The following is a 26,622-nucleotide window of genomic DNA, read 5'->3' as shown; positions in this document are numbered from 1 at the left end:
TGTTCCCTTTTAATCTAAGTAGGTGTACGTAAAAATTCATTTTGGAAAGGACATGCAGGGATAATATAATGTGTAGTTATGGTCATGTTATCCTGATTTATTAAATTATTTAATGCTTTGCCACCCTCGTTAAATCATTCATTTTACAGTGAAATTCAAGAACAAAAAGAAATTAGTCACCTATCTCAATCTTTTAGATCAACCCATAAAGTTCAACCCTTTTGTTTTCAGCAGGTCTTTTCTCCTTTGGGCAGCATTAGGTATTATAGGTGGTATCATGGCAGGTCTCTATTGGGTGAGTTTGGAATTTTTAATTCACCAAGTTACTTTTTTTGAAGGATGGACAGTAATCCCTGTCATGGCTTTGGCTGGATTACTTGCAGGATTGGTCATTCACTGGATAGGTGATCCTGGAGAGATTCATTTAATCGTGAATAATATTCGATTTAATAAAGGAAAACTGGATCCTAAGAATAATCCCTCTATGATACTGTCTTCACTGTTATGCGTTGCAGCGGGAGGAAGTTTAGGTCCTGAGGCACCTCTGGTCCAAGTAACAGGGTCTACCGGAACCTGGTTAGGGAAATTGTTGAGGTTAAAAGGTGAATCCCTGAGATCCTTAAGCATTGCAGGGATGGCGTCTGGCTTTACTGCACTTTTTGGGGCTCCTCTTGGTGGAAGTTTATTCTCTTTGGAAATATTACATTATAAATATGCAGTTGAATATTACAAAGCGATTATACCTGCATTTGTGGCCAGCTGTTTCAGTTATATCATTTTTGCATTGGTGGTCCATTTAGGCATAGGTCCCATATGGCAACTCCCTTCCTACGAAATGGCCAGTAAGCTTGATTTTGGCTATGCGGTACTTTTTGCTTGTTTGGGGACAGCGCTTGGATGGTTTTTTATCTACTGTACTAAATGGCTTAAATCATGTTTTTCCTATTTTCATGCTCCAATTTTTGTCAAAACACTTATTGGTGGCCTTTTGCTGGGAATAATTGCATTTTATTTTCCACTAACAAGATATTTTGGACATCATGAATTGAATGAGTTATTGTCTGAAGAAAGGACCATGTTTTTTCTTTGTTTGCTTCTTTTGTTTAAGATATTGGCTGTATCGATAACGGTGACCTCAGGTTGGAGAGGTGGTTTTATTATACCATTGTTCTTTATTGGAGGTACCTTAGGTTTAATAGTTCATCAATTTTTGCCTGGTATCAGTCTATCACTTGGGATGGTCAGCTGTATGGCAGCCATCAATGTTTGTGTGACCAGAACACCTATGAGTACCACAATATTATTGACCACTTTAACAGGGTTTCAGTATTTCGTGCCTATTTTCTTTGCCAGTTTAACGGGATATTTCCTAGCGCCTAAAGTCCCATTTATTAGTTCTCAAAAAGTGAAAACGAGTGAGGAATAAGTGTTTCTTATGCAATGGAATATTAATTCTCCTCTTTATGGCAGCTGATTCATTCCAATAATTGGGCATTTACTTTATGGTTAGAGATTAGTGCTTAAATTTGCAGGAGTTTTGAGGATTGTAGAAAATATTTACTTTTGAAAAGAATAAAAAAAGGTTATCGAAAGGCTAAATATATTGTTTATAGGCAAACCATATTACAGCCTATAGATCATATTTGGACCTTTGTGGGGGCTGTTTTGGGGATAGGTTCCATTGGTTTTGTTCAGTCAAACTTGCATGGATTTTCATCCTTGGAAAATGTGTTTTTGATTGGTTCATTCGGGGCTTCCGCGGTATTAGTTTATGGAGCGACGAATAGCCCTTTAGCTCAGCCAAGGAATTTGGTTTTGGGTCATACCATTAGTGCTTTTGTGGGAGTTTCCACTGTCAATACGGTTGGGTATTTTGATGTTTTTTGGCTCACTTGTGCCGTTGCGGTAGGTTTGGCCATTGTGGCCATGCAGATGCTAAAGGCCCTGCATCCTCCAGGTGGAGCTTCTGCATTAATTGCTGTCATTGGTTCTGAAAAAATAAAATCCTTGGGTTATTTTTATGTCTTTAGTCCTGTATTTACAGGAGCTATTATCCTATTGGTCATTGCCTTGCTCGTCAATAATTTTCCTAAGGACAGGCATTATCCCTATAATATGCATCCTAAAAAACACCAAAGTCGTGGGGAAAAGTATATCATGAATTTAAAAAGGTGCATAGGAATCAATACCAATAAATAAAATTGCGTCAGGTCATTTAAAGTAAGATCCAAGGCCATTTTCATTGACTTTGGATCTTACCTTTAAATTAAAGAGATAGCTTATAGGGCTAAACTTTCCTGTTTTAAGTCTTCACTTGGACCGAAGAATTCAAAGTGGATATTTTCTTCGCTAATCTCCATTTCTGAGAGCAATTGGTTGACATGTCTCATAAAAGGTTTAGGTCCGCAGAAGTACACTTCCGCTCCTTCGGCTGGCCATGAAGCTTGCAATATGTCTACCGTAAGTAAACCTCTATGATCAAAGTTCTGAACTTTCACATCTTCTTCTGTAGGATCACTATAAACTATTTTATACTCGCTTTGGGCTTTGCTGATAGTTTGGATTTCATTCCTAAAAGCCTGAACATCTGAATTAATGGCACACTGGAAGAGAGTTACCTTTTTGTCTTCTAGATTTAGTTGTTTATACATGCTGAGAAGCGGTGTTATTCCTACTCCTCCAGCAATTAGCACTACTGGTTTTTCAGAATTTTTGAGGGTGAACTCACCTGATGGCATACCTATTTCCAATATGTCGCCCACTACTATGTCGGTATGAAGAAAGTTGGAAACTATACCTACAGGATTACCTGGTTCTTTCTTCACACTGATTCTTAGGCTGTCCTTAGCTGGCAGGTCTGATAAACTATAATTTCTAGTATGCAAATGTTTCTCTCCTGGGATCTGTACACTGAGGGCAATGTATTGGCCTGGTACAAAGTGGGGCACCTCGCTCCCATCGGCTGGCTGGAGATAAAATGAGGTTATAATTTCGCTTTCTACTGTCTTTTGAACGACTTTAAATTGTTTTTTCCCACGGAAACCTCCAGCCCGTTTTTCTTGTGTATGGTATATCGTTTCTTCCGTTTGGATAAATATTTTGGCCAAATCTCCATAGGCTTCTGCCCAGGCATCAATGATCTCTTCTGTGGCAGCATCTCCCAATACCTCTTTGATGGCCAGTAGTAAGTTTTCCCCTACTATGGGGTACATTTCTGGTGTTATGGACAGGGAACTGTGCTTATGCGCTATGGCATTCACGGCCCCGGATAGCATTTCCAATTGATCAATATAGGTAGCATATTGGAAAATGGCATTAGCCAAAACCTTGGGTTGGGATCCCTTGGCCTGGTGTGTCATATTGAAAATGTTCTTCAGTTCTGGATGCTTGGTGAAGATGTTCTTGTAGAATACTTTCGTGATGATTTCTCCATGCTCTTTGAGTACAGGAGCTGTGGATTTTACAATTTCGATGGTTTTAGCACTTGCCATTTTGTCGATTGTTTTATTTGATTAATAGAAGAATAAAAGACCTTTTTATCTTTTAATGGTTGAATTTTTTTTTACCGCTTAAGGAATGTCAATCCTAACTCTAAATCATTGACTAATTTTTTGATGGTGGTATTGTCCAATAATTGATGGATATTGGTTCTTATCCCAAGGAATTCATGGTGCAAAGGGCATGGTTTATCCATATTGCAAGCCTTTAAGCCAAGCGCACATCCTGTAAATAGCTGCTCACCATCCATGATCCTTACGATTTCGATCAGCTTAATGCGCTGCATGCTAGCCTCATCAATCTCAAATCCCCCATTCGGACCTTTTATGGATTGCAAGACATTGTTTTTGGAGAGCTGCTGAAGGATTTTTGCTGTGAAGGCTTCAGGTGAATCTATTTCCTTAGAAATGGCTTTTAAAGAAGTCCTTTTGCCTTGCTCTGATTGGGTCGCAATGTACAAGACGGCCCTGATGGCGTATTCACAAGCTTTTGAAAACATTGATTACTATTTTACTGGGGCAAAGGTAAGCTCTTTTTTATTTCGGACAAACTTATCCTAAATAAATTATAGTCTTAGAGGGCCTATTCATCTAGGATGTATGATAAAGAAATCAGGAAATCTAAGCACCACATCAGGATGTTGGATGCTACTGCTTGTCTGGGAAGATAAGAGCTGATTAAACTATACAATATCTAATTAATTCACAGTGAAATGCACATTAGCTCCTTGGATGGAAGCGGAAATATTGATGGTCAGTGAAACAAAAGCCAATCCTAGGAGTACATAATTTAGAGTACTTGAAACTTTATGTCCTTTACTTGAAATTCTATATGCGTAGAGATTGGCTAAACCAAGAATAATCATACTTGCCATGGCTCCCTGCGCGATGTATTTATGTAAATTGATGGCCTCTATCATTGACGATGAAGGACTTTCGATAGCATCTAATATCCAAAAACCGGAAATATAGGTCAGGACTGTACCTATAGTGCTTATCATAAAGACCAAATAAGCAGTTCTATCATACCTGCGGGATGATACAACCATTCCATATCCTAATAATATTAAGCCTGACAGTGTGCCCAAAACGGGAATAGCATTGATCAAGAAATGTAAGTAAGATGAGTTCATTTTTCCATAAGTTTATGATTCAATTTACGGTACATTTTCACCATATTAAATGACTTGTGTCATATTTCGTGCTGATTTAAAGTGATTTACCCAATTAATTAGGTTGTAAACCATCTCTTTTTAAGAAAGAACGAATTAATCTTTGGGTTTCTTTATTGTCCGTCTTTGGCTGGATATACTTTTTCAAATCCCTACCCAAGGGCTGGTCTCTGACGAAACCATAACCTTTATAAATTCCATTTTCAATGAGTACAATTCCCTTTTCATTCGCTTCCCTACCTGACAGCACGATGATTTTGTCTTCTTTGGGAAGAAAATGGTCTTGCAGAAATTGTTGTACTCTTTTATTATAGGCCAATGGGTCTTCCTTTTGGATGCAGGCCCCTTTGCATATCTTCAAAGTGTATTGGAAGCATGAAGATTTACTGGGATACAGCCCATTGATCTTTTGACAAAGTCCATACTTATCAGTGATTCTAAATAAAAATTCTTTGGCTTCGGATTTGTTCCCAAATGCTATTAGCTCCTGTTCGGACGGGGCTATTTTGCCTAATTGAAGTGTGTGATAGCCATGTAGATCTTTTCCCTCAAATATTCCCCAAAGAAATATTGATCTCCTTTGGGCACGGTTAAAAATAGGCTGGTACCGCTTAATTTGCTCTGATTCCTTCAAAACCGCGATCAGCTCATTGCCCAGGTTTTCTATAGTTACCCTGACCGTTTGCTTTTGCATTCTTTGGGCTTTTTGGCTGGTATTGCTGAAATGTTGGTATAGTCGGGACCTGATATTCTTGCTTTTGCCTATATATATAATTCTATTGCTGGCATTCCATAGGTAGTAAACGCCGGTAATATTTTCAGGAACTCCTTTAATTAAATCTTGTAAGCGATCGGTGAGCATTTCTTCCATATTTCCATATAAATATAGAAAACTATGCTCTAAGGAAATTGTTATGAGTTTTCCTTTCTGCTAAGGCGAAGTGTTGTTGGGATCGAGGTAAAAATATTGAAGCTGGAATAAATCCAGCTTCAATAAAATCAAGAAACCGCATGTTCTGCTGGAAGGGATTTCAAGTACTTGGCAGCGCTTTCCAGTTCCCTTTTTATTTTATTGATGGTTTCATCAGATTCTTTGATGGTCGTACCCAACAGTGATTTGTAATACTGTATTCCCGATTGAAGGTTTTTGTTGAATTTATTCAAGTAAGTCCCTAGCTTTGGCAAGGGTGAAGCTTGGTATTCACTGAGCTCCTTTTTAAAATAGTCTAAGTACAACTGTAATTCTTTGATAAAGAAATAAGGTCTATCTTGCTCAAGTTTCAGTTGGTGCTTACCATAGATATGATCCACCATTTCTTGAAGTTTATAAATCCCCTTGAAATAGGCCAAGTTAGGTCCTGGGCATATGGTCACGGCATCTAGTTTTCGACCTGGTTTTTCTCCATGAGATAGGATTGCTGGAGCTGCCAGCCCTTCACAAAGGCAATCCTTTTCGGTAATCTTGGCGGCTTCCTTTTGGTATTCCTCATCGGATGCGCTGTTCTTTTTGATCTCTTTCAGTTTCAGGTTTTGATATTGTCTAGATGAAGTACAAATGGGGATTTTGGTAAATTCAGTATTGGAGGAAAGGACTTTTTTATAGCAGGGACTGCCTGGTCTATTCTTCGCAATTCTCTCTTTGCGTTGCTGCTCGCCCGTGCTTGTCCTCAAATTATTGAAGGGGACTCCCAAGGGCGAAGCATGACTTAAGAAGAAATCGGTTTTTTCAGCTTTTATTATTCTTTGAATGGTATCGGTATTTACACTGGTTGCTTCAGGTACCATCAGGAAGGGGCTTCCCCAGCCTGTACTGTCCAAATTATAGTGCTTTAAGAGCAGCTGGTTTTCTCCAGCTGTACCAATGCCGCCTTGAGCAGTTATCTTCATTTTACTGTCTTCGGCTAAAGGATATTTTCCTTTTACCGCTAAGGCTTGTTGACATATGGATGCTAATTCTTCTTTTAAGCTGTTCCTATTTTCTTTAAACTCCTCTAAAATCGGTCCCATTAGCTGCCCCTCAGTGGCAAATGCATGGCCTCCGCAGTTTAAGCCTGATTCCAACCTGAATTCCTTTACCCAAAGACCTTTCTTGGCCAGAAATTTACCTTGGATCAAAGCAGATCGGTAATCACTCACTTTAAGAATGATCCCTTTTTGGATATTTCCATGGACATCAGGGAAGAAATCATCAAAAGACTCCAAATAACCGAATAGCGCAGGATTCATGCCTGCTGAAAAAACCACATTGGACTTCAGGTCGCTCTGGGCAAAGCCCCTTAAAGCAGAAAGCGCGGCAGAGAATTCTCTAGGAAGTGTGTTGCCTTCTTTATCGTAGCTGAGGCGGTCTACCTTTGTCATAATATTGACATCTATGCTTCCGGCTTGCAGGGAGTCCTTAAGGATATTTTCCAAAGCCAACTTTTCTGTTCCCTTACTGCCCTGCATTTTATGGTATAATTTTGCAAATGGATGGGAAGTAGGCAACATTTTGAAGTATTTATTCAGGTCATTCTCCTCATTCTGAAAGGAAAGCTGTTTTAAGTTTTCCATCTGGGCATTGAGCAATTTGCACATTAGATTCAAATAGGCTTTGATCCTCTTGGCCCTGGAGTCTTCTTCCTCTGCTGAAATAGGGATATAGGCTTCACCGGATTTTCTGCAGTGAATTTTCCTCATGGACTCTATCAAGTCATCTTCCATTATGGAAACCACACTATTGATTCCAAAGCGCCCAACTTTAAGAGGCGTATCTATGGTAAAGCCAAGGCCCATAACGGGAATATGAAAATCATGCATCTCCTTCGAATGGAGTATAGTGCTGTTGATCAAGGACATATTAGTAATATTTACTTAAATTTCACTGAACAAAATTACATGCTATATGTTCCTAAAAGCAGAGCAATTTTCAGGTTTGAACATGATAAAAATCAGGTAAATGCTACTGCTGTATAAATTTTTGAGCTGATATGGGCCCCCAAAGAGATTTGGGCAAAATTGATATTATTACTTCAGGAGATTTTTTTTGGTCTGGAATTCCAGTAATTTAAAACTTTTAATCTCTTAGGGTCAAATTCCCCGAGGCTAGCCTCGTTTTACTATCTTGTGACTCGATGTCGCAAGAAAGTAAGTATATCCATAAGAGTCATAATGTATCAGTTTTGCTGTACCATATAGTTTGCTCAGCAAAATATAGACGAGTAGTGTTCAGTAAAGAGGTTGATAAAGTTCTGACATCGACGTGTGAACAGATAGAACTAAGATATGAGATTAAATTTCTGGAAATCGGTACAGATGCTGACCATGTACATTTTCTGATCCAATCGGTTCCCACGTATAGTATAACCAAAATAGTGAGAACGATAAAGAGTTTAGTGGCGCGAGAGGTGTTTAAAGAATGCCCAGAGGTGAAAAAACAGCTCTGGGGAGGGGAGTTTTGGGGTAAGGGATATTTTGTCAATACGGTAGGCCAACATGGAACAGAGGAAAAGATCGCTAATTATGTAAAGAGTCAAGGGCTGGAAAAAGGATATAAAAAACTGAAGACGAATTATCAATTAAAAATATTCGATTGACCAATAATGCCTCGCGGGCTTGCCCCGAGGATTATTTACTGAACCCATATACAAACGATAAACACCATGCCTAAAAGTATATCCATTTTTTTTATCTGTCTATACTTCGGAATTCTGAATAGCTCCGCCCAAAGTATCAACTATCAAAGGGTTTACCTGTCTGGAAAGGATGCCGCTTCAGCCGTTAATTGGGATTTTAAAGTTTCTGCTGGAAGAAATGCCAATGAATGGAGTGAAGTGCCTGTTCCCTCCAACTGGGAGCTTCATGGATTTGGTACTTATAATTATGGCCATGATCACAGTCATCCAGACAAGGCCTTAGGAAAAGAAGTTGGATTTTATAAGCATCAGTTTGAAGTGCCCAAAGCATGGAAAGACAAGGTGATCAATATTGTTTTTGGTGCAGCTATGACGGATACAGAAGTATGGATCAATGGTCAATCCGCAGGCCCCATTCATCAAGGAGGATTTTATGAGTTTAAATATAATATCAGCGGCTTATTGAAATTTGGTCAAAAGAATTTACTTGAAGTCAAAGTTTCTAAACATTCCTCCAACGAGTCCATCAATAAAGCAGAACGGCAAGCTGATTTTTGGCTCTTTGGGGGCATATTCAGGCCTGTCTATCTGGAGGTACTCCCTCAATATCATTTTGATAGGATAGCAATCAATGCCAATGAAAATGGACAGTTTGAATCTCTTTTACAGTTAAATAAAAGCCTAAAGCAGGCTTCAGTAAAAGTAGACCTTTATGATCAGGATAGGCTTATTGGCAGTATATCTGAACAGATAAGTGGACAGGAAGGCTGGCTAAAAGGGCAATTTAAAGATATTCAAAGTTGGAATCCTGAACAACCCAAGTTATACCGAGCCAAGTTTCAATTATTGCACAGAGATGAAGTAGTGTATAGCAAAGAAGAACAGATTGGTTTTCGTACCGTAGAACTCCGTGAAAAGGATGGAATCTACATCAATAACGTAAAGGTAATATTTAAAGGCGTCAATAGGCATTCATTCTATCCCAACAGTGGAAGGGCTCTAAGTTGGGAGAATCATTTGGAAGACATTCGCTTAATGAAAGAAATGAATATGAATGCTGTAAGAATGAGTCACTATCCCCCTGATGAGGCATTTCTAGATTTATGTGATTCACTGGGCATGTTTGTGCTGGATGAAGTTACTGGCTGGCAGGATGGTTACGATACCATTGTGGGTCCAAAATTGATCAAAGAAACGGTACTTAGGGATGAAAATCATCCTTCTGTGGTTATTTGGGACCATGGCAATGAAGGAGGATGGGATTTCAGGAATGAACCTTGGTTCCATTTTTGGGATATCCAAAAGCGACCGGTAATCTATCCTTGGTTACGCAGAAATGGTGTTGACACTTTTCATTATCCGGTTTATGGTGCAGGGATTCAGCGTCTATCCAACGGACAGGATATCTTTATGCCTACCGAGTTTTTACATGGTCTGTATGATGGAGGGCATGGGGCAGGTTTGGAAGATTTTTGGAAGAATTATATGTCAAATCCAGCTGCTGCAGGTGGTTTTCTATGGGTATTTTCGGATGAAGCTGTGCTTAGGACAGATTTAAAGGACAGTTTGGATGCAGATGGAAATCATGCGCCAGATGGGATTTTAGGTCCATACAGGGAAAAGGAAGGCAGTTTTTACACCATTAAGGATATTTGGTCCCCTGTTCAAGTGAAACCTATGGTCATCAATGACTACTATGATGGGCAGTTGGCATTGGAAAATAAATACTTATACACTGATCTTAGAGGCTATCATTTGCAATGGTCATTGATGTCTTTTGATCAATGGGAGCATGAAAAACTGATCAGATCCGGTGTGCAGGTCTTGCCAAGGATCTTACCTGGTGAAAGGAAGAAAATTAAACTTGACTTGCCCCCAACATTAGCGAAAGCTGATTGGTTAAAAATAGCTATAATTGATCCCAGTGGTATGGAAGTTCACCATTGGACCTGGCCAATAGGACAGGCTAAGGAGTTTACCCAGAGAAGGATTGCTTTAAAGGGAAGAATAGACCATGGCAATTTGAAGCATGCAGCATCTGGAAACAAAATAAAAGTGGGAACGGATAAGTTTGAATATGAATTTGACCAAAAGTCCGGTATGCTTATCCAAGTTATTAAGGGAGGGGAAAACTTTGGCCTATCCGGACCTATTCAACAAGAAAATAACTCCTTGGAAAAGCTCGAATATGAACTGGATGAGGAAGGTAATTTCCTTTTGACTGCTTCGTATTCTTCCTATCCAAAACAGATTCAGTGGAAAGTATTTAAAAATGGATTACTAAAAGTCGTGTTTGCCGCTCCAGATGAAAGTCTATCGAATAAGTCCTTTCTGGGGGTGAATTTCTCATTGCCAGAAACTATGGTGAAAGGAATTTCCTGGCTGGGAAATGGACCGTACAGGGTCTGGAAAAACAGGATGCGTGGTCCCCAATTTGGTATTTGGCAAAAGGATTATAATAATACCATTACAGGTTATTCAAATGGTAGGATGGAGTACCCAGAGTTTAAAGGTTATCATGCTAATCTATACGCTTATAATTTAGCCTTGGAGCAAGGCAATATGATGGTCTATACAGAGACTGCAGGTTTATTTTTCAGACTTTTCAGTCCAGAAAACGCTCCTTTTGCGACCAAACATTTAAGAGTTCCTTTTCCAAAGGGTGATTTGTCCTTTTTATACCATATCCCTCCTATAGGTACGAAGTTTCATAGTGCTCAAGAAATGGGACCTCAGGCTGAGCCAGCTAGGGATGTTATGCATAAAGGAGACGAAAAAATGGATATTATTTTATGGTTTGATTTCAGTCCTAAATAGTATAGCTCAAATGCTTTATTTCAGTTTTGGATTGTCTGAGCTATCCCTTCCAACTTAGCAGTTTACTAAAGTTATCTGTTTTCTAGGTTCCAAAGTTAAATAATAGTCGATTATTGAACTATTCTAGGTGAAAAGGGGTATAAATATTATTGAATAGAAGTTATGGATATACAAACTGCTTGGAACAATAATTTCCCTTATTTGGTCAGTCAAAGAGAACTGTCCTTCTTGCCATTACTGGCGACATGGAAGGAAAAAGCGCATGACAAGGATGAGCTTAACGCCTTTTTCTTTCAAAAGCTATTAGAAGAAGTTAAGTCCTACCCTATTTTACTCCAAGAAAAGGTGGATAAGGAGGAATTGGTCAAGGATAAGGAAGCCCTTGCTTTTATTGTCAATAGCGTATTTCCTGTTTCACTTGATTCAAAAAAGCAGATGTATATGATGTCCTTGCCATTTGCGATGGACATCGTTTATGCTTCTCAGGGATTTAAGGATAATTTTCTATGTCCGGATGCCTTTTCCCCCTCCAATATTGAGGAGAAAAAGGAGGAAATGCGCTATTCAAAATTAATCCATGCCTATAAGATCATTTTAAACCAGTTTTATGACCTGAACATCAAAACAGACAGTAGTTTGGTCTATAAGGTCATGGACAAGACTGGCCTCAACAGGTATTTCTATTCTGAAGCCAATGCGGATTTTATCGAAGTAAGGACGAGCAAGCGCCTACCACCCAAGGAAGAAATTTTAAAACTTTGTTCTGGTACCAGCCCTTGCATTAGGGACTTGGAAAACTGGCAAAAGGTCTTGCCCTTGGAAGACTTTGTGTTTTCCGGTTTTCTGATCTTACAGCTCAAGGATTTCACCAATACAGAAAGTGTTTCAGAGCTGAGCAACGCCCTTTTGGAAGAAAATGATTTTTCTTCCAAAAAGTTCATGGAGGTAGTAGACCAAAGTGTAAAAAGTCTTTTAGGAGTACCCAACATCAAAGTCGGTATTGCCGCTTTTCAGAAATTTGACAATAAATACTTGATTTCCGACAGGAGACTGGCCAATAGCTTTCTGATCAGACATTTATGTATGATGGATTGTGATCATAGTTATGAAAGTGTGGTATCTTTCCTTTCCAATGTAAAGGATCCTGTTTTTCTAAATGATTTTGCAACCTGTGCTGAGGCACCTGATTCCTACACACAAATTCAGCAAATGGGTATTAAGGAAATCATCATTGTGCCTTTACATTACGATGGAAGATTAGTGGGCGTATTGGAAATCTGTGCTGAAGAGGAAGGCGTGCTGAATGCATTGATGTTGGATAAACTGAAAAGTGTCAATCAACCTTTGGCCGTGGCCATGCAAAAAAACATGAAGCAGTTTGAGTACAAGGTCCAACAGGTCATCAGGAAAAATTATACCGCTATACAGCCTGCTATAGAATGGAAATTCAATGAGGTCGCCGTACAAAAAATAGTGGATCAAGAAAATGGTAAAAACAGCAGTTTGCAGCCTGTTGTTTTTGATAATGTTTATCCTTTATATGCTGCAGTGGACATTAGGAACTCTTCGGCTACCAGACTAGAAACCATACAGAGAGATCTACAGCAACAATTAAGAATGGCGCAGAAAATCATTCATGGAGCACTTGTCTTAAATGATCTCCCTGTACTAGAGAAAATGAGTTTTAAGATTCAAAAAATGCTGGATGATATCCAGCTGATATTGGTGGCAGATGATGAGTCCAAGATCAACTATTTTCTTTTAGATGAGCTTGAACCATTGTTTAAGCACTTACAAATTGTTCATCCAAGTTTGAATGAGGAAATCAGTACTTATTTTTCCAGAGTGAATGGAGAATTAGGCTTATTGTATGAAAACAGAAGTGCGTTTGAGCAAAGCCTTAGCCTGCTGAACAGTGCTCTAAGCCAACATATAGATAAAGCCCAGGTTCAAGCCCAAGAAATGTTTCCTCATTATTATGAGAAATATAAAACCGATGGCATTGATTATAATATTTATATAGGTCAATCTTTGGTAAGGGATAAGATTTTTGACCCTGTATACCTTAAAAGTTTGAAATTATGGCAATTGACCACCTTGTGTGAAAGTGCTTTTTTAAGTGAATCCTTGAAGGAGCAATTGCCTATTCCCTTAGAAACCACACAATTGCTATTGGTACACAGCTCACCGCTGTCCATCAGCTTTAGAATGGATGAAAGGAAGTTTGATGTGGAAGGAGCCTATAATATTCGCTATGAAATAATGAAAAAGCGGATAGATAAGGCCCTGATCAAAAACAGCAAAGAAAGGCTTACCCAGCCAGGTAAAATTGCGATCATTTATTCCCAACCTAAAGAAGAGGCGGAATACATGGATTATATAACATATTTGCAAGTAAAAGGCTTATTGGGAAGTGAGGTAGAGCGTCTGGACTTGGAAGACCTGCAGGGCGTGAATGGGCTTAAAGCCCTGCGCGTGGATGTTGGGAAACCTTTGTTTTCAGAGCTTTCCGAACATGAAACGCATAAAGCCAAGCTTAAAACTGATAGCCAAAGGTAAAGCTTGGCAATATTTCTTCTTGCCCAATGGAAAGGGTGCCAGAAACCACCATCATGTTCATCGGTGCCAGCCAAAGTCCAGCGCCGAAACTATTATGCCATTTTGATGAATTTTCGTCTTCATACCATACCCTTCCTATATCATGAAATAACGTGAGTCCAACACTTGCAGGAAACAGTCTGGTGGTGAAGTTATTAAGTCTGATTCTGGCCTCTGTGTTATTATAAACCATAGCTTGCCCTTGGAAACGGCTTCTTCTGTATCCCCTTAGATTATCTTGTCCGCCTAGGTTTTGCGATTGGAAAAACTCGTACTGTCCCCAATTGAATCCCGAGCCAAATCTGGTGGCCCAGGTTACTTGGGATGGAATCAACCTGCTCCAAAATAGGGCTATCTCCGTATTCATTGAACTCAAGGTATTACTGCTTTCATTTAGGCCGGCATTAAAATTAAATTCATGCAGAAATTTGATTCCTCTGTTAGGGAGTTTTGGATGATCTGTTTGGTCGATGATAAACTGGGCATTTAAACCAGCATATTGTTTCAGTTGATTCAATTCCTCAATATCAATATCCGTTTGGTTTTCCGAATTGATATATTTTCCAATATTATCATCTTCATCCATCTTTACTCTTTGGTATTGTGGTCCTATCCTGAAGAAAATATTTTGATTGAGATTATGCCTGATCCAGGTATTTAGATTAATTTGATTGTACCTTATTCTGTAATATTGGGGACCGAATTCATCCTTTAGGAACTCGCTGCTTTCATTTCCATAGCCAAAGAAATTATTCACATAATCTGGCGCTCTTAAGGAAGCGTTCCACTCTAAGTCCAGTTGATTGATGAGTTTTATGGCATGTCCTTCGTAGTAAATATTAAAAGCACCTGTTTTTACGGCCATATTGGCCTTGATACTTTGCTTTACGGCATAGGGATCTTTTCTAAATCCATGGGTTGTCCAAAGGGCTCCTGCCCCCAAAAAGATCCCATCATCAACATTATATTCAAAGGAAGCCAATGGCATTAAGATATCATATTTAAAAGCCTTTCTGTTGTAATTGAAAACGGTACTGCTTTTTGACTCTTTGATTTTATTTGAAGTGCCCAAATGTAAATTGTCTTTTTGGTCTTTCCATTGATAGATAATATTGGATTTTTTCTTAAGCTGGCTATCGTCGATGATGGTGTCAGCACTAAGTCCGCTCATCAACCTTATCTTAATTTTTCCTGGGCCCTTCCCTATTATGTTGAATTTATCATCTCCATTCAGTCCGTAGATTCTGACCTCTTTCGTTTCTTCCGGATCGAATTTCCTGCTAAAAAATTTTTGCTCCAGCTTACCTTTTTTGGTTATTTTGGTAATTTCTACATCTACCTTTCCATCCGGTTCATGCCTAATTTCAAACAGTTCATCTTTATTTGTTCCATATACATCTACATTTTCAGCTAAAAACCCATAATACTTTAATGCTTCCTCTTTTATCCATGATTTTCGAAAATTCAATGTAGAATTAATATGATGTTCTTCTCGAAGGATGTCTTGGATGGTCTTTGGTAAAGTTGCTATTGCCCCTTCGATGGTGTTGCTGTCCATCTTCTCTTGAAAACGATCCAATTCATCTTCCCAATCTTCCCGATCAAGGTCGTTTAAAAATGAACGATCAAAATATCTCCCATTAAACATAAAACCATTGATATCCCGCAAGTGGTCATCAAATCCCTGAAATTTAGGCATGATCCACTTTCTACTAGCTATTTTGGGTAAGATTCCCTGGTTTACAAAAAAAGCTTGGTCTCTATCGCGGGGCATGGGGAGAAATTCCCTTCCCTCTTTGTGTTCTATTCCTATCCATCTCCACTGGTCATCATGTCTATCCCAATCGCCTATAAACAAGTCCAACAATCTTGCACGAAGCACATTTTTTTGATCCAGGACATAATCTTGGTCTTCCAAGCGTTTTTTGAGCATTTTTTCTGTGCTGTAAAACTTATAATCTTCATCACTCAGCCCTTCAGGGCTTGTTTCCCTTTCTTCATAGAGATAAACCGCATTTCCAAATTCCTGCTGGTATATACCCAATGCAGGATCATCAGGGAGCCACACCAACTCTGGATGAGTATGGTAAACTTTAAGGGCATCTGCCAAAGGAGGAATCATTATGGCTCCATATGGATTTGAAGCTGAAATTTGATCTTGTACAATATCTATGGCCACTGTTTTTCTCAGTACTTCTGGAATAGCCGCTGCTGGATATTTTTCCACTGATCTTAGCACATATTGTTTTCCTGAACTATCTTCAAGTCTAAGGGATTTGGTTTGCATGCCTCCGCCCCTTTTGACGATTTTCATTCCACCTCTTTCCTTACTGATATCGAATACCCTAAATGCTACCTCCTCGCTCCATATTTTTCTATAGTTGGTTCCATACCATTTTTCTTGTTGCCTGTTTGCGTGATATTGTTCACTGATGGACACTTTTACAGTATCAGGGAATGTGTTACTATTGATATTAAGTGAATCGAGCAATAAGGGTTTTCCCTTAATAATTTCTGATTGATAAACTGGATTGAGCCCAATTTCCAAACTAAAGAAATTTAGATTTACGCTTCCATTACTATATAGGTCCAGACTGGCAAAACCCCTTTGGTCCATAGCAAAAAGACATGGTTTATTTTTCCTTAATTTTGTGCTTTTGGAGCCAGATCCACTAACGATATGGTGTATATGTTGATCCAAGGTATACTCCAAAGCGTGTTCATGTCCGCCTACTACGATGACCTTGGAATGACTTGAAATGATTTTATTGATGCCTTCAATCATTTCCTGGTACTTGGGATGCGGTATATCCTGAATATTGCCTAGATAGGTCCTATACAAGGGGTAAATGGACCCAATGACTGGAAGCGGGATATATAAATTGGGGTTGATTGCCGTAAAAGGAAAAAGATGGTCCTTCCAGTTATAAGCTCCATTGTGTTCCCCGTAGGTTTTGAGCGGATGGTGCATCGCCAAGATAATGGTCTTGTCTTTATTGGCATTGACCATATCTGCCATGGCAGCCAAGACTTCCTCAGCAGTTTTGTAGTCACAGTCTGAATCCAATCCGGGTTTTTCATTGGGGTGCAGCCACCATTGACTGTCTACAATGATCATAATGGCCTTATCACCTATTTCTCGAAGTTCTGGGCCTGGGCAGGCATCTCTTGGCTTCCAAAACAACTTTTCTCTATTCAATGAATCGATAAAGGCTTGGGCCCTCAATACAGCAGCATAGCCTCCTTCATGTCCTTTTTCCCAATCATGATTGCCCGGTAGAAAAATCACTTCGCCATTAACTTTATCCGCCATATTTGCCTGAAGTGTCAAAATATATTCACTTTCTGGTCTATTAGGATCTCCGATTTCGGGCATTCCTTTAGGGTAAATATTATCACCAAGAAATAGGATATCAGTTTTTTGGCTAAGGGTATCTTCATCTATGAATTCACTCACCAATTCTACCACAGGATGTTTGCCATCATCTAATTCTCCCGCATCCCCGATCAGGATGATCCTTCTCTCCAGTGTTTGGGCCTGGAGTATGCCAGTTAGGGAAAAAAACATTAATAAAGCTATATGTTTCATTTTTTGGATTGGGGAAGGTAGTCAAACTTCAAAATATTAGGGTTTCCGTCATGCGCTTCATTTGAAATGAACATGTCTCCTCTTTGGTTAAAAGTGATTCCTTCCGCCTGTTTGAAAAGTCTTGGGTCCAATCGGTGAATCTCTTCAGCATCCCCAAATTTATCCATGATCAGCAGCCATTTTCCAACAGATGAAATGACATATAATTTCCTTTCAATAGGATGCATGACCGCAGCAGAGGGTTTTATCGTCAATTTAAAATCAGTCTCTTCATGGAGAATTTTTCGTAGCTCCTTTTCGGTCAATTTATAATCTTTGATTTCGCTGTAAGTTTTGGTGTTAAAATCAAAAACGAAAGCACTGGCTTCATTATCCTTATCTAATTTACAGGATTTACAAAATAGAATGGCTTGGTCATCAGATAATTGGGCCAGAGATTCCAAGTCCCTTTTTCCATCAAAAGGAAAATCATAGCTCACGGAACTCACAGTTTCTTCAAATACATTAATTATTTCATAAATATCACCATTACTTTTGAGTCCATATAGTCCTTTTTCGGTATAAAGGATGTCTTCCAAATCCATATTTTTGGCAAACTTACTCTTTCTCAGGATTTTTTTGTTGGGCCATTTTAATTCATAGACGATGGAGGCTTCATCTTGAATAGCCCAGATATTGCCGTTATCACCAATGGTAATTCCAGAAACTTCATCTAGGACTTCTGGGATGATCAGCTTTTCTCCCTTTGTCAAATCATAGGATTCTGGGGAGGTATATGTACCATCAAAGCGCCTTTCTTTAAGGCCACAGGAATGGATGAGTACAAAAAATAAAATGACTATAAACTTAAATGAATTCATGCTTTACTAATATAATACTGTTAAATTTAGTTCATTCTAAAGTATTTAATATATATGGAAGAAGTTAATATTAATTTACTTCATAAGGTAGCATCTTATGTAAAAGCCCTCTATGAAGATAGTAACCAAAAGCTTTTCAAATACCATAATCTGGAACACACTATAGACGTAGTCAAGGCCTGCGAAGAAATAAGTTCCCATCATTCTCTTTCCAAAGAGGAAAAATTGGTTTTGCTGATTGCAGCTTGGTTTCATGATGTGGGCTGTTGGGCCAGATCAAAACTGGAAAACCATGAAAGTGAGGGGGCCAAAATAGCCAAAACATTTTTATTGGAAAATGGCATGGGAGAGGAATTTGTAGAGAAAGTTCAAAGTTGTATTTACTCTACCCAAATGCCTCAAAAACCATCCGTTTTAATAGAAAAAATATTGTGTGATGCTGATCTCTCCCATTTGGCTAGGGATGATTACTACCAAAGATCATTGAAGTTAAGAGAAGAATTAATGGAACTGAAACTCTTGAATTTGGATTTAGACTCTTGGCTTCGTTCAAATTTGATCTTTTTAAACAAGCATCAGTACAAGACGGAATATTGCCAGCAAAAATGTCAAATTGGAAAACAAAAAAACATCAATACCTTGATCGAGAAAATAGAAGCAACCGAACAAAAATCAGATAAAAAGAAAAAAAAGAAAAAGGGAACAGAAAGAGGCGTAGAAACACTTTTTAGGACCACTTCAAGAAATCATTTGGAGCTCTCCTCCATTGCAGACAATAAGGCAAATATCATGATTTCTGTAAATTCAATAATACTCACCATTATCGTTTCAGTATTGCTCAGGAAATTGGAAGAGTATCCAAATTATATTATTCCAACCACAATGCTGCTCGCGACAAGTTTGGTGACGATGGTGTTTGCTATTTTGGCTACCCGTCCTAATGTAACATCAGGAAAGGTGACCAAGGAAAGCATTGATAATAAGGAAGGAAATCTTCTTTACTTCGGCAATTTTCATGAAATGAGCTTGGCAGAATATGAATATGGCATGGGTAAAATGTTAGATAATGCAGATTATCTCTATGGCAGTATGACCAGGGATATTTATTATTTGGGAAAGGTATTGGCAAAAAAATATGTTCTACTGAGAAAGAGTTATACCGTTTTTATGTTTGGATTTATCATTTCGATTTTAGCATTTGCAGTCGCTACTATTTTCTTTCCGGTGGATACTTACTAAATGGTTCACAGACATCAAAAAAGGCCAGTAATCCATAAACTACTGTTTTCAGATTGCTGGCCTTTTTCTATAATATAGTTATGCTTAGAAATCGGTATTGGACTTTTTGATATTCAAATTTTCAATCCAGATATTTCTGTACAATACTTCATGACCTTCAGACTGTAATTTTAAGCCTCCCGGACGGTCAGTCACTCCTTTGCCTCCATCATTGCCGCCATCCAATCCTGAATATGCTCCTCCCCAAACTTGCTGTATATGCTCGTTTTCATGAACTTTTACACCGTTGAAGTAGATCGTTACCAAAGGTCTCTCTATTAATTTCCCCTGCTTATCAAAGCGGGCGGCGCGAAACTGTATATCATAAGCGTTCCATTTTCCCAGACCATTATAGACATGATAGGGAGCAGCTTTTTCATTGATGATGGCGGCCATGCCATGGCTGGTAGAATCACCGTCCAACACTTGAATTTCATACCTGTTTTGCAAATAAACACCACTATTGCCTCCCTTTTTCGGGATAAGGAATTCGATGTGCAATCTAAAATCCCTGTACTTTTCTTTGGTGACAATATCTGCCGCACCATAGCGTCCATTGGCCGCACTTTCATCAAAGGTGTTTAAGACCAAGTCTCCATGGACAGGGTCTTCTGACAGCTGCCATTTGATAGGCAAAGAGGCTTTTAGTCCAGGCCCTTCCCAATAGGTCCATTTTTCATCAAGCATTTCACGGCTTCCATCAAACAGCCATTTTGCACTTTTGGGCTTTTTTGCTCCTACTCCTATTTGGGCAAAGCTAGCTTGGATGGTGAAAAATAGTAGAAAAAAACAAATGAGGGCAGAACAGTTATTCGTGTATAGATTCATGTTAGTCAACTTACATTTTACTTTAAATATATAAACAAGTAAATCAATTTAGCATAAAAATGAAAGGATTTTTATAGGAGTCAATTAGGGCTAGCTTCAAAGGAACATTTTTCTCCTGTCCACAAAATGAAACAGGCCCCTATCAAAATAAATTAGTAATCCAAAACCATTTACCGCTAATGATGATGTCCACCTTCTCCTTTATTCATCTCGGCCATGATATAGTAGGCTTGATTCATGACGAATTGTTGATGTTGGTCTGCAGCATTTAAGAACTTAATGGATTTCCAACTGTCATTACCATCGGTTACCAAAACTTCAATGGGTTTAAAATCCCATTCTTTGCCATTTTTGCTGGCAGCAAAGAGGAAGTGTTTTTCACCCGATTTAGCTATGGCTCCTTCCTTAACTGCATATTCCAGTTTGCCATCAATGATTACCTGTCCTCGCACATACATTCCCGGAATCAATAGTCCCTTTTTATTTGCTATTTCAGCATGAATATGCACCGCTTTAGGTTTTTCTTCAAAGGATTTTCCTACAGCATATACCTCGGCATAGAGTTCATCTTCTGGAAGGGTTTGTACTTTGAATCTCACCTTTTGTCCTACCTTGACTTTGTAGATATCCTTTTCAAATACCATCAGATCAGCATGAATATGTTCTATGTTTACTACCTCAAACATGGTGAATTGGGGAGAAACATACTGGCCAGTTTTAATATGGACTTTTTTAACATATCCTGAGATGGGGCTTTTTATGGGGATATTTGCTGAGATATTTCCTTTTTGGATGTTTTTTGGTGAAATGCCAAGTAGGTTTAGTTGGCTTTCCATTCCAGTTACATTTCCTCTTAACCCAGCCAAATTGGCCTTAATCTGTTGAAATTCCTTTCCAGCCCCAACTTCATTTTCAAAAAGTGTTTTCTGTCTTTCATATTCCAGCTGAACAAACTTCAATTCATTCCACTTTTGTTGGTAATCGATTTGCAATTGGATCAAATCCGGGTGGCTCACATAGGCTATTATTTGACCTTTATGTACCTTATCACCTTCAATTACTTTGATATTATTGACATTTGCCCCTATGATCGCCGTTATGTTCGCCTCATTTTGAGGAGGTACTTCCAGTACGCCATTGGCTTCCACTATTCCAGTAATGATTCTTTTTGGAATACTGTCTACTTTTATCTGCAATGCCTCAACCTGATCTGCTGATAAATGTACTGATTGATCATTTTCATGCTCAGAATGATCCTCTGCTCCGCCTTTAGTATTGTGAAGAGATTTTTCATCACTTGGGTTGCAAGCACTTAATAGAACAATAAATATGATATTATATAAATATTTGAATTTCATTTTTCTAGTATTTTAGAGGGATTTCGAAATAGGATAAGTTCACCTTGCTCATCAGGTATTTTTCTAAAGTCTCCAATGCCCCAAACTTGATATCCATAACGGTATTGATATTCTCCAAGAAGGTAACATAATCAATGGCTCCCTGCTTATAAGCTAGTTGCGCTCCTTTTTCCTGTTCAACTGCCAAGGGCAATGCCTCTGTAAGGTAATATTGGTAGGATATTTTCCATTTAATATTGGCTTCCAAACTATTTGAATAAGCAGTTTTGAGTTTTATTAACTGTTCCTGATAATCCTTATCAACCTGTTCAGCACTGATTTTGGCACTTTGTACTTTTGCTTGGTTGACATTAAAGGCCAATGGAATATTCAATCCGATTTGGAACGCATTGTATCCACTTGATCCATTGACGTTTTGCCAGCCATACTGTCCGCTAATGGTTGGTAAATAAGCGGCTTTGGCTTTCTTCAATGATCTAATGGCCAATTCATTTTTTTCAGAGGAAAGCACCATACTTGGATGGGCTTCAAGGTTAGGATCATTGCTAGTAAAGGCCTCCAAAAGTGATGTTTCGCTATCCACGGCTATGGTGTATCTTTGGTCGCTTACCAGCCACAAATTGAATTTTTGTTCTGCAATATTCAGATCATGCCAGGCCTGCTGTTTTTGAATTTCTATTTGCTTGGCCTTGTTTTCAGCAGTCAACCATTCCAGTTTACTGCTTGCTTGAGTTTCCCATCTTAACTTTGCGGCCCGGCTAAACTCTTCAAACAAACTGTCCAAATGTGTATATAATGATAGTTTCCTTTTCGCAATATATAAGTTGGCAAAGGCTTTACTGACTTCTCGTTTCAGCTCCAATGCCGAAAGGTTTAAGGCAGCTTCAGCAAGTGCTACTTTTTGTTGTTGGTATTTGATTTTTGAAGGCACTCCGAATATGTCTATTTGTTGTTGCATTAGGCCTAATCGAGTATAGATTCCCTTTCCATCAAGCAATTCTTCTCCACCGGTAAATACCTGCGTATTGCCCATATCCCAAGCGCTCTTTTTCATGGATACTTGCTTTTCAATTTCCATTTTGGCTTTACTGATCAGTGGATAATTGGTATTGGCCATTTCCATTGCTTCATTCAAACTGAGGCTTGGTATGCTGTCCTGATTTTGTGCTTTGACCCTTTGTGTGCCCATGAATAGTCCGACCAATAGCAAAGCGGTTCCTATTTTTGGAAAGGTTGCAAGGGTACTTTTCCTCTCTACCCATTGGTAAAGTACAGGAAGTAAAAAGAGAGTCAACAAGGTGCTGCTTATCAATCCTCCAATAACAACAGTGGCCAGCGGTCTTTGCACTTCTGCTCCTGCTGTGGCCGAAAGGGCCATGGGGAAAAATCCAAGAATATCTGTCAAAGCGGTCAGTAGAATGGGTCTTATCCTTCTTTTGGTACCCTGGCGTATCCTATCATTTAGATTCAGTTTAGATTCCATTTTCAGTTCATTAAGTCCATTTATCATTACCAGCCCATTTAAGACGGCCACCCCAAAAAGCACAATGAATCCAACTCCCGCAGAGATGCTAAAAGGCATATCCCTTAGCCAAAGTGAAAATATTCCACCTATGGAAGCCATGGGAATGGCTATAAAAATCATCAGGGATTGCTTCATCGAGCCCAATGCAAAGAATATGAGTATAAATATGGATGCCAAAGCGATGGGAACGACCAATAATAGCCGGGAAGTAGCTCTTTCAAAATTTTCAAAAGCACCACCATAGCGGATATAATAGCCGGGAGGCAACTTCAATTCAGCCTTAAGTTTATCTTGAATTTCATTTACCAATGATTTGATATCTCTTCCTCTGACATTGATGCCCACGTAGGTCCTTCGATTGGTATTGTCCCTACTGATCTGCATCGGACCTGGCTGGTAACTTACCTGAGCAATTTCTTTCAAAGGAATCTGGGAACCATCTTGAGTATTTACATAGAGGTTTTTCACATCATTGATTTGTGTACGGTAAAGGGTGTCCAATCGTAGGACCAAGTCAAAGCGTTTCTCTCCCTCAAAAATCACCCCTGCTTTTTTTCCGGCAAAGGCTGTTTGTATAATGGCATTAATATCTTCAACGTTCAAATCATATTGGGCTAATTTATCCCTTTGGTAATCCACGGTCATTTGCGGCAAACCTGTAGTAGCTTCTACCCTAAAGTCAGCCACACCATCTATGCCATTGACTAAAGTGCCAATTTCCTGTGCCTTTTGGGCCAACACTTCCAAATCTTCTCCAAATAACTTGATGGCGATATCCTCACGAACCCCTGTGAGCAGTTCATTGAAACGCATTTCTATAGGCTGAGTAAATTCATAATTTACCCCTGGAACGATACTGATCTTTTCTTTGATCTTATTGATCAATGCTTCCTTGGTCTCCGCAGAAACCCATTCAGATTTGGGTTTTAGGATGATAAAGCAATCGGCAATATCCATAGGCATGGGATCAGTGGGGACATCTGCGACACCAAATCGACTCATTACTTGTTCGACCTCAGGAAAATTATCCAAGATGATCTGCTCTATTCTGGTGGAAGTCTCCAATGATTCGGACAGAGCACTTCCAGGTTGAAGCATAATATGAAAGGCAATATCTCCTTCGTCCAACTGTGGGATAAATTCACCACCCATTTTTGAAAAGGAATAAATGGCCATAGAAAACAATACCAAAGCTATGGCCACTACCCATTTAGATTGCTTTAATACCCACTGCAATAAAGGCAAATAGGCATTTTCTACTGCCGAGATAATTTTATCACCCCAACTTTGGGAAGTTTTCTTTTTACTGGCTTTGATAAATACAGCGGAGATCATCGGGACGTAGGTGAGACAAAGCAGCATGGCACCGATCATAGCAAAGATAAATGTAAGTGCCATTGGTTTGAACATTTTACCTTCCACTCCTTCCAAAGCAAGAATTGGAAGGAAAACAATCAAGATGATCAACTGACCAAAGAACGCCGCATTCATCATCCTTTTGGATGCGACGCTGGCCACTTCATCTTTTAATTGACCATTTAGTTCTTTGCCTTCCCTCAGTTTGGAATAGAGCAAAAAGACAGTGCTCTCTACTATAATTACAGCGCCATCCACTATTATCCCAAAGTCAATTGCTCCTAAACTCATTAAATTGGCCCAAACACCAAAGGCCTTCATCAAAATGAAAGCAAATAATAAACTTAAGGGAATAGTGGAAGCCACAATCAACCCACCACGCCAATTGCCCAATAACAGTACCAGGACAAAAATAACAATCAATCCCCCCTCCAAAAGGTTAGTTTTTACTGTGCTGGTTGTTTTTTCAACTAATTTGCTGCGGTCCAAAAATGGTTTGATCCTGATACCTTCCGGTAAAGATTCCTGGATCTGTTCTATTCTCGATTTAACAGCAGTAATGACTTTATCGGAATTAGCTCCTTTTAGCATTAAGATCATACCTCCAACGGCTTCTCCTTCCCCATTCTTGGTAAATGCACCATAGCGAACAGCATGGCCAAACCTGACATCTGCCACATCCTTGATTTTTATGGGTAGGCCTTCCTCATTGCTGATAATTATATTCCTTATTTCATCGAGGTTTCTGATAAGTCCCTCTCCTCTAATAAAATTGGCTTGGTGACTTCTTTCAATATAGGCACCACCTGTATTTTGGTTGTTTTTTTGGAGGGCTTCATAGATGTCCAGTATGCTTATCCCTATAGCCCTTAGTTCATCAGGAGCGACAGCTACTTCATATTGTTTGATTTTGCCTCCAAAGGCATTCACTTCCACCACTCCCGGAACCATGGCCATTTGTCTCCTGATAATCCAATCTTGAATGGTTCTTAGGTCTGTGATGTTGTATTTGTCCTTATAATCGGGTGCTATCTCCAAGGTGTATTGATAGATTTCTCCTAAACCAGTAGAAATAGGGCCTATAGTTGGGGATCCAAAACCACTCGGAATTTCTTCTCGGATGGCATCAAGCTTCTCCGCAACTAGTTGACGGGGTAAATAGGTATCCATATCGTCATTGAAAACAATGGTTACCAATGAAAGACCAAATCTAGAGACTGACCTGACCTCTTTAACACCGGGTAAATTGGCCATCGCCAACTCCACAGGGTAAGTAATAAATTGCTCTATATCTTCTGTGCCCAAATTAGGAGCTTGGGTAATTACCTGAACTTGATTATTAGTAATATCCGGTACGGCATCTATTGGGAGCTGTTTGACAGACCATATCCCAGCCACTACAAGTGCAATGGTAAACAGTGATATAATAAGCTTATTCTTGATAGAAAAATCTATAAGCTGATTAATCATATTTGATTGATTTTATGATGTTATGTCCACGAGAACTTACCTGACATGCTTCCCTAGCACTGCCTGTCTAGTTTCCTTTTCTACAGGCATAGGTCAGGAAAATCCTTTGACATTAGATAAAATGAATTTTAAAGATGTAGCTCAATTCATTAATGGAGCATAGGAATCAATTAAGGGATAAGAGGCTACTGCGTTTTGGTACCAACCCCACATGTCCCCATTGCTCGTCAGGAATTAATATAAATGAATCAAGCATTATGGTCTTATGAAATGCTTGCCTTTGGAGGCTTTAAAAAATCCTGAATTTGTCCTTCAGGTATGGTGGGAATATAGACCCTATTTGTGGCTGTGTAACATTTTACAAACCGAATTTCAGGTTTGTCATGAATAACATAATGCAGATGACAACAATGGCATACACATAATGGAGAACAATCATCATGGTCTGTATGATCGTGATTCCCATGATCTTGGCTTATGAAAATCGTTTCTGGTGAATCGATATTTATTTGTGCTTGTTCATCCCCACAAGGGAATAACATCAGGGCAAATAAATAATACCTCACTATGATTTCCATCCATTTCATTGAACAAATATATCCATTAAACCCATGCAATAGGTTTGCAAAAGTCAAATAATCTATGGGACTTAAACCTTAATAA

General features: G+C 39.0%; 17 protein-coding genes. 6 read left to right on the top strand and 11 right to left on the bottom strand.

Going from position 1 to position 26,622, the window contains the following annotated elements; all coding sequences use genetic code 11:
- Positions 1–148 precede the first annotated feature (148 nt).
- Both KZP23_RS17630 and KZP23_RS17625 read left to right on the top strand, forming a co-directional pair.
- Complete coding sequence (locus KZP23_RS17630) at positions 149–1,426, top strand: chloride channel protein (protein WP_226333101.1); 1,278 nt, start codon at positions 149–151, stop codon at positions 1,424–1,426.
- A 137-nt stretch (positions 1,427–1,563) separates the two neighbouring features.
- Complete coding sequence (locus KZP23_RS17625) at positions 1,564–2,199, top strand: HPP family protein (RefSeq protein WP_226333100.1); 636 nt, start codon at positions 1,564–1,566, stop codon at positions 2,197–2,199.
- A gap of 80 nt (positions 2,200–2,279) precedes the next feature.
- Here KZP23_RS17625 and hmpA read toward each other — a convergent pair whose 3' ends face one another.
- The 5 genes from hmpA to KZP23_RS17600 form a co-directional block, all read right to left on the bottom strand.
- Positions 2,280–3,491 (bottom strand): NO-inducible flavohemoprotein, encoded by a 1,212-nt coding sequence (gene hmpA / locus KZP23_RS17620; protein WP_226333099.1) that lies wholly within the window; start codon positions 3,489–3,491, stop codon positions 2,280–2,282.
- Between the two features lie 71 nt (positions 3,492–3,562).
- On the bottom strand, positions 3,563–3,997 hold the full coding sequence (locus KZP23_RS17615) for an RrF2 family transcriptional regulator (RefSeq protein WP_226333098.1): 435 nt from the start codon (positions 3,995–3,997) through the stop codon (positions 3,563–3,565).
- Positions 3,998–4,195: 198 nt separating this feature from the next.
- Positions 4,196–4,630, bottom strand: coding sequence for a hypothetical protein (locus tag KZP23_RS17610; protein ID WP_226333097.1), 435 nt, complete (start codon positions 4,628–4,630; stop codon positions 4,196–4,198).
- A gap of 94 nt (positions 4,631–4,724) precedes the next feature.
- Positions 4,725–5,540 carry a GIY-YIG nuclease family protein gene (locus KZP23_RS17605; protein WP_226333096.1) on the bottom strand — a complete coding sequence of 272 codons (816 nt, stop codon included), beginning with the start codon at positions 5,538–5,540 and terminating at the stop codon, positions 4,725–4,727.
- A 128-nt stretch (positions 5,541–5,668) separates the two neighbouring features.
- Positions 5,669–7,504 (bottom strand): hypothetical protein, encoded by a 1,836-nt coding sequence (locus KZP23_RS17600; protein ID WP_226333095.1) that lies wholly within the window; start codon positions 7,502–7,504, stop codon positions 5,669–5,671.
- 275 nt (positions 7,505–7,779) lie between these two features.
- Here KZP23_RS17600 and tnpA point away from each other — a divergent pair, with 275 nt between their 5' ends.
- The 3 genes from tnpA to KZP23_RS17585 all read left to right on the top strand — a co-directional run bounded on the left by tnpA (position 7,780) and on the right by KZP23_RS17585 (position 13,656).
- The gene (tnpA, locus tag KZP23_RS17595) at positions 7,780–8,241 is read left to right on the top strand and encodes an IS200/IS605 family transposase (RefSeq protein WP_226333094.1); all 462 of its coding nucleotides are present in this window, start codon (positions 7,780–7,782) and stop codon (positions 8,239–8,241) included.
- Between the two features lie 66 nt (positions 8,242–8,307).
- Entirely contained in the window at positions 8,308–11,097 is a 2,790-nt protein-coding gene (locus KZP23_RS17590) for a glycoside hydrolase family 2 protein (protein WP_226333093.1), read from the top strand.
- Between the two features lie 162 nt (positions 11,098–11,259).
- Positions 11,260–13,656: a GAF domain-containing protein gene (locus KZP23_RS17585; RefSeq protein WP_226333092.1), complete on the top strand. Its 2,397-nt coding sequence runs from the start codon at positions 11,260–11,262 to the stop codon at positions 13,654–13,656.
- On the opposite strand, the gene KZP23_RS17580 is transcribed toward KZP23_RS17585, so the two are convergent.
- A complete protein-coding gene (locus KZP23_RS17580) occupies positions 13,634–17,284 on the bottom strand; it encodes a metallophosphoesterase (protein ID WP_226333091.1) in 3,651 nt (1,216 codons plus the stop codon). The two genes, KZP23_RS17585 and KZP23_RS17580, sit on opposite strands and share 23 nt — an antisense overlap.
- Positions 17,281–18,144 carry an SdiA-regulated domain-containing protein gene (locus tag KZP23_RS17575; protein ID WP_226333090.1) on the bottom strand — a complete coding sequence of 288 codons (864 nt, stop codon included), beginning with the start codon at positions 18,142–18,144 and terminating at the stop codon, positions 17,281–17,283. The genes KZP23_RS17580 and KZP23_RS17575 overlap by 4 nt, the downstream gene beginning before the upstream one ends.
- 54 nt (positions 18,145–18,198) lie before the next feature.
- On the opposite strand from KZP23_RS17575, the gene KZP23_RS17570 reads away from it, so the two are divergent.
- Positions 18,199–19,383, top strand: coding sequence for a Pycsar system effector family protein (locus KZP23_RS17570; RefSeq protein ID WP_226333089.1), 1,185 nt, complete (start codon positions 18,199–18,201; stop codon positions 19,381–19,383).
- Positions 19,384–19,467: 84 nt separating this feature from the next.
- Here KZP23_RS17570 and KZP23_RS17565 read toward each other — a convergent pair whose 3' ends face one another.
- The 4 genes from KZP23_RS17565 to KZP23_RS23180 all read right to left on the bottom strand — a co-directional run bounded on the left by KZP23_RS17565 (position 19,468) and on the right by KZP23_RS23180 (position 26,537).
- Entirely contained in the window at positions 19,468–20,250 is a 783-nt protein-coding gene (locus KZP23_RS17565; RefSeq protein WP_226333088.1) for a 3-keto-disaccharide hydrolase, read from the bottom strand.
- A 176-nt stretch (positions 20,251–20,426) separates the two neighbouring features.
- Positions 20,427–21,608 carry an efflux RND transporter periplasmic adaptor subunit gene (locus tag KZP23_RS17560; RefSeq protein WP_226333087.1) on the bottom strand — a complete coding sequence of 394 codons (1,182 nt, stop codon included), beginning with the start codon at positions 21,606–21,608 and terminating at the stop codon, positions 20,427–20,429.
- Positions 21,609–21,612: 4 nt separating this feature from the next.
- Positions 21,613–25,959, bottom strand: a complete 4,347-nt coding sequence (locus KZP23_RS17555) for a CusA/CzcA family heavy metal efflux RND transporter (RefSeq protein ID WP_226333086.1) — start codon at positions 25,957–25,959, stop codon at positions 21,613–21,615.
- A gap of 263 nt (positions 25,960–26,222) precedes the next feature.
- A complete protein-coding gene (locus KZP23_RS23180; protein ID WP_394370986.1) occupies positions 26,223–26,537 on the bottom strand; it encodes a DUF6660 family protein in 315 nt (104 codons plus the stop codon).
- Positions 26,538–26,622 lie beyond the last annotated feature (85 nt).

The sequence above is a fragment of the Echinicola marina genome (assembly GCF_020463795.1).
Lineage (GTDB): Bacteria > Bacteroidota > Bacteroidia > Cytophagales > Cyclobacteriaceae > Echinicola > Echinicola marina.
This window is presented reverse-complemented; position numbering and strand designations above follow the sequence as displayed.

Bases quoted from the DNA above. Each gene is read 5' to 3' on its own strand.
- hmpA (WP_226333099.1), bottom strand. From the start codon at position 3,491: ATGGCAAGTGCTAAAACCATCGAAATTGTAAAATCCACAGCTCCTGTA.
- KZP23_RS17615 (WP_226333098.1), bottom strand. From the start codon at position 3,997: ATGTTTTCAAAAGCTTGTGAATACGCCATCAGGGCCGTCTTGTACATT.
- KZP23_RS17610 (WP_226333097.1), bottom strand. From the start codon at position 4,630: ATGAACTCATCTTACTTACATTTCTTGATCAATGCTATTCCCGTTTTG.
- KZP23_RS17605 (WP_226333096.1), bottom strand. From the start codon at position 5,540: ATGGAAGAAATGCTCACCGATCGCTTACAAGATTTAATTAAAGGAGTT.
- KZP23_RS17600 (WP_226333095.1), bottom strand. From the start codon at position 7,504: ATGTCCTTGATCAACAGCACTATACTCCATTCGAAGGAGATGCATGAT.
- tnpA (WP_226333094.1), top strand. From the start codon at position 7,780: ATGTCGCAAGAAAGTAAGTATATCCATAAGAGTCATAATGTATCAGTT.
- KZP23_RS17590 (WP_226333093.1), top strand. From the start codon at position 8,308: ATGCCTAAAAGTATATCCATTTTTTTTATCTGTCTATACTTCGGAATT.
- KZP23_RS17585 (WP_226333092.1), top strand. From the start codon at position 11,260: ATGGATATACAAACTGCTTGGAACAATAATTTCCCTTATTTGGTCAGT.
- KZP23_RS17580 (WP_226333091.1), bottom strand. From the start codon at position 17,284: ATGAAACATATAGCTTTATTAATGTTTTTTTCCCTAACTGGCATACTC.
- KZP23_RS17575 (WP_226333090.1), bottom strand. From the start codon at position 18,144: ATGAATTCATTTAAGTTTATAGTCATTTTATTTTTTGTACTCATCCAT.
- KZP23_RS17570 (WP_226333089.1), top strand. From the start codon at position 18,199: ATGGAAGAAGTTAATATTAATTTACTTCATAAGGTAGCATCTTATGTA.
- KZP23_RS17565 (WP_226333088.1), bottom strand. From the start codon at position 20,250: ATGAATCTATACACGAATAACTGTTCTGCCCTCATTTGTTTTTTTCTA.
- KZP23_RS17560 (WP_226333087.1), bottom strand. From the start codon at position 21,608: ATGAAATTCAAATATTTATATAATATCATATTTATTGTTCTATTAAGT.
- KZP23_RS17555 (WP_226333086.1), bottom strand. From the start codon at position 25,959: ATGATTAATCAGCTTATAGATTTTTCTATCAAGAATAAGCTTATTATA.
- KZP23_RS23180 (WP_394370986.1), bottom strand. From the start codon at position 26,537: ATGGAAATCATAGTGAGGTATTATTTATTTGCCCTGATGTTATTCCCT.